This window comes from Streptomyces sp. NPDC036813, from assembly GCF_055609245.1.
Genome location: NZ_JBVJPV010000043.1, coordinates 1 through 3,313 on the forward strand (window position 1 = coordinate 1; position 3,313 = coordinate 3,313).

Genomic DNA, 3,313 nt, shown 5'->3' on the forward strand with positions numbered 1-3,313 from the left:
GGTCGGCGTAGACGGCCACGCTCGCGATCCCCGCGTCCCGGCAGGCCCGGGCCACGCGGACAGCGATTTCGCCACGGTTGGCGATGAGCACCTTGCGCACGATTGAGGCTCCCTCCTTGAAACAAGCCGAGTTTAGGGACTGCCGACACGACACTTCGACCCGTCCCCAATGGTGAGCTTGCCCACACGGAGCGTGATTCGAGGCTCGCTCGACCCGCGAAATCCCTTGTCCCACCGCTATACGCAGGACTCCTCCGGCAAACCCTAGCCCCCATCTGTGGTCAAGGTCTCTGTGAGAGCGTGCCGCGCAACACTCCGATTCTTTGTGGAGTCCCTACGAATGGCCCAATGGTTCGTTGGCATGCGCAGGACCCTTGTCCCTGGGTTTACCGGTTAGTAGCGTTCGCGCTGTATCGCACGTACTCGGGGTAACAGTGGCGTGGCCGGATCGAGCCGCGCTCGAAGGTGGGTGGGCGGACCGTGGTGCGCAGGCCGGTGGCATGGGTGGTGGCGTTCGTGCTCTTCTTCGAGGCTTTCGGGGTGGCCGGGTTCAACTGGTTCCTCGGCCATGTCGTCGACAGGCAGCACATGTCCCTGGCCGGCCTGGACCCGGACGTCATGGCGACGTCCTCGAAGATCGGCGGCGTCGTCTTCGGGCTCTACTTCCTGCTGTGCGGGGTGGTCGCCCTGCTCGTCGCCGTGCGCAACCGGGCCCCCGCCGGGTTCGGTCGCATCGTGCTGGTCAGTGCCGCCGTGGTGCACGGGCTGCTGGGCGCGTTCGTGTGGGGGCTCGTGGGCTTCGGCGCGTTCGCCTTCATGATGGTCGTGCTGGGCCTGATCGTGCTGCTCCTCGTCACGTACGACGCCGAGCCGGCCCTCGCCGAGGGGGCCGGCGGCGACGCGGTTGACGGCTCGCCGGTCACTCCTCCGGCGGCGCCCACAACTCCGTGATGCCGACGCCCAGTTCCGCCAGCAGGCGGCGCACCAGCGGCAGACTGATGCCGATGACGTTGCCGTGGTCGCCCTCGATGCCGTCGATGAACGGCGCGGAACGCCCGTCCAGGGTGAAGGCGCCGGCGACGTAGAGCGGCTCGCCGGAAGCGACGTACGCGGCGATCTCCTCGTCCGTCGGCTCGCCGAAGCGGACGACGGTGGAGGCGGTGGCGGAGACGTACCGCTTCGCCTGTGTGTCCCAGACGCAGTGGCCCGTCTGGAGGGTCCCGGCCCGGCCGCGCATCGCCTTCCAGCGGGCCGTGGCCTCCTCGGCGTCCGCGGGCTTGCCCAGCGCCCGGCCGTCCAGCTCCAGGACCGAGTCGCAGCCGATCACCAGCGCGCCCTGGACCTCGGGCTTCGCGGCGACCACGGAGGCCTTGGCCTCGGCGAGTGCGAGGGCCAGTTCGGCGGGGGTCGGGGCGGTCACGGCGTCCTCGTCGACCCCGCTGACGATCACCTCGGGGTCGAGTCCGGCCTGCCGGAGCAGTCCGAGCCGGGCGGGTGACTGGGAGGCGAGCACGAGTCGGCGGCGCGGCTGATCTGTCATGCGGTCAGCGTATCCGCGGGCGCGCCGCGGGTGTCGTCACCTGTGTCGTCGCCGTATGCGCTCACCTCACCCCGATCACGATCATCGCGAGCACCATGGCCAGCGCCATGAGAACGCCGAGCCGCCGCAGTTTCTCCTGCATCTCCCGCAGTTCTTCCGGCGGCTCGTTCTCGGGGTCGGACCACAGCATGCCTTCCATCGTCCGGCGACGTCCGCGCAGGTCGCCTGAGTACGCATACTCATCTTCCATTAACGGTGCTACAGTCCCATTAGTAAAGGGGACTTCAGTGCCATTTGGAGGCGTCATGTTCACCGCTGCCTGGACCGCGTCACCCCAGCAGCCCACCGAGGGCTTCACCCCGAACTGGTCACGCGAGGGCTTCTGGCGCCAGTCGCTGCGCCAGGTCGTCCGCCTGAGTGCGGGCGGCGGCCGGGTCCGCGTCCGGCTCTCGCACGCCTACGGCACCTCCCCGCTGCGCATCGCGGGCGCGTCGGTGGCGCGGGCGGCGCACGGCGCGTCGACCGAGCCGGGCTCCACACGCCGGCTCACCTTCGGCGGGGCCCCCGCCGTCGAGATACCGGCGCGCGGTCAGGTGGTCAGCGACCCGGCCGGCCTCGCGCTCAGCGCGGGAGAGTCGCTGACGGTCACCCTCCACTTCGATACGGCGACCGGCCCCGCGACCTTCCACGCGCAGGCCTTCACCCCCAGCTACCGGGGCCCCGGTGACCTGCTCACGGCGGCCGACGGCAGGGCGTTCCCCGAGGTCACCGAGTCCTGGTACGTGCTGTCCGCGGTCGAGACCGACGCCGGCCGCACCGACGGCATCGCCCTGCTCGGCGACTCGATCACCGACGGCTTCGGCTCCACGCCCGGCACCGACCGCCGCTGGTCGGACGCGCTCGCCGCGCGCACCGGACGGCCCGTCCTGAACGCCGGCATCGGCGGCAACCTGCTGCTCAACGACTCCGCCTGGTACGGCGAGAAGGCCGTCCACCGTCTGGCCCGGGACGTCCTCGCCCACCCGGGCGTGGACACGCTCGTCGTCCTGCTCGGCCTGAACGACATCGGCTTCAGCGAGACCGACGAACAGCCGACGTACAAGCCGGCGCCGATCGTCACGGCCGGCGAGCTGATCGACGGCCACCGCCGGTTGATCCGCGAGGCCCGCGAGGGCGGGCTGCGGCGGGTGGTCGGCGCGACCCTGCTGCCCTTCGCCGGCTCCGACCACTGGGGCGAACGCGCGGCCAAGACCGGCCATGAACTGAACGAATGGATCCGCACCTCGGGGGAGTACGACGCGGTGGCCGACCTGCACCGCGCGCTGGCCGACCCCCGCGACGGGGACCGGCTGCATCCGGCGTACGACTTCGGCGATCACCTGCACCCGAACGACGCGGGATACGCGGTGATGGCCGAAGCCGTCGCGGACGTGCTGTGAGGCGAAGGGTCAGGCCGGCCAGTAGGTGCGCGACCACGACGTCGGGCCGGGCTGGGGCACCTGCCGGCCGGCCAGGCGGGCCGGGTCGGCCCAGGAGTCACGCGGCGAAGGCGCGCCGGGCGGCGTGGCGGCCGCCGCCGCGGCGCGGGCGCGGACCACCGCCAGTGCGGCGGCCAGCTCCTCGGGGGTCGGATTGCCCCGGACGACCTTGATGTTCATGACGCTCCCAGCGGGCCTAGAGGGGGATGTTGCCGTGCTTCTTCGGGGGCAGGGATTCCCGCTTGGTGCGCAGTTGACGCAGGCCGCGGACGATGTGGCGGCGGGTGTCGGAGGG

The 3,313-nt window shown here is 71.2% G+C and carries 6 protein-coding genes; 2 read left to right on the top strand and 4 right to left on the bottom strand.

Going from position 1 to position 3,313, the window contains the following annotated elements; translation table 11 throughout:
- A partial coding sequence (locus tag ACZ67Q_RS39315; protein WP_157847070.1) for a biotin carboxylase N-terminal domain-containing protein occupies window positions 1-100 on the bottom strand: 100 nt, incomplete at its 3' end.
- Window positions 101-480: 380 nt separating this feature from the next.
- Between ACZ67Q_RS39315 and ACZ67Q_RS39320 the strand changes: the two genes are divergently transcribed.
- On the top strand, window positions 481-951 hold the full coding sequence (locus ACZ67Q_RS39320) for a hypothetical protein (RefSeq protein ID WP_471192422.1): 471 nt from the start codon (window positions 481-483) through the stop codon (window positions 949-951).
- Here ACZ67Q_RS39320 and ACZ67Q_RS39325 read toward each other — a convergent pair.
- Both ACZ67Q_RS39325 and mmpB read right to left on the bottom strand, forming a co-directional pair.
- Window positions 920-1,540: a Maf family protein gene (locus tag ACZ67Q_RS39325; protein WP_471192425.1), complete on the bottom strand. Its 621-nt coding sequence runs from the start codon at window positions 1,538-1,540 to the stop codon at window positions 920-922. The genes ACZ67Q_RS39320 and ACZ67Q_RS39325 overlap by 32 nt on opposite strands.
- Window positions 1,541-1,601: 61 nt before the next feature.
- Entirely contained in the window at window positions 1,602-1,730 is a 129-nt protein-coding gene (gene mmpB / locus ACZ67Q_RS39330) for a morphogenic membrane protein MmpB (RefSeq protein ID WP_361639406.1), read from the bottom strand.
- A 115-nt stretch (window positions 1,731-1,845) separates the two neighbouring features.
- Here mmpB and ACZ67Q_RS39335 point away from each other — a divergent pair, with 115 nt between their 5' ends.
- Window positions 1,846-2,979 (top strand): SGNH/GDSL hydrolase family protein, encoded by a 1,134-nt coding sequence (locus ACZ67Q_RS39335; protein WP_471192428.1) that lies wholly within the window; start codon window positions 1,846-1,848, stop codon window positions 2,977-2,979.
- Between the two features lie 9 nt (window positions 2,980-2,988).
- Here ACZ67Q_RS39335 and ACZ67Q_RS39340 read toward each other — a convergent pair whose 3' ends face one another.
- On the bottom strand, window positions 2,989-3,198 hold the full coding sequence (locus ACZ67Q_RS39340) for an acyl-CoA carboxylase epsilon subunit (protein ID WP_471192431.1): 210 nt from the start codon (window positions 3,196-3,198) through the stop codon (window positions 2,989-2,991).
- Window positions 3,199-3,313 lie beyond the last annotated feature (115 nt).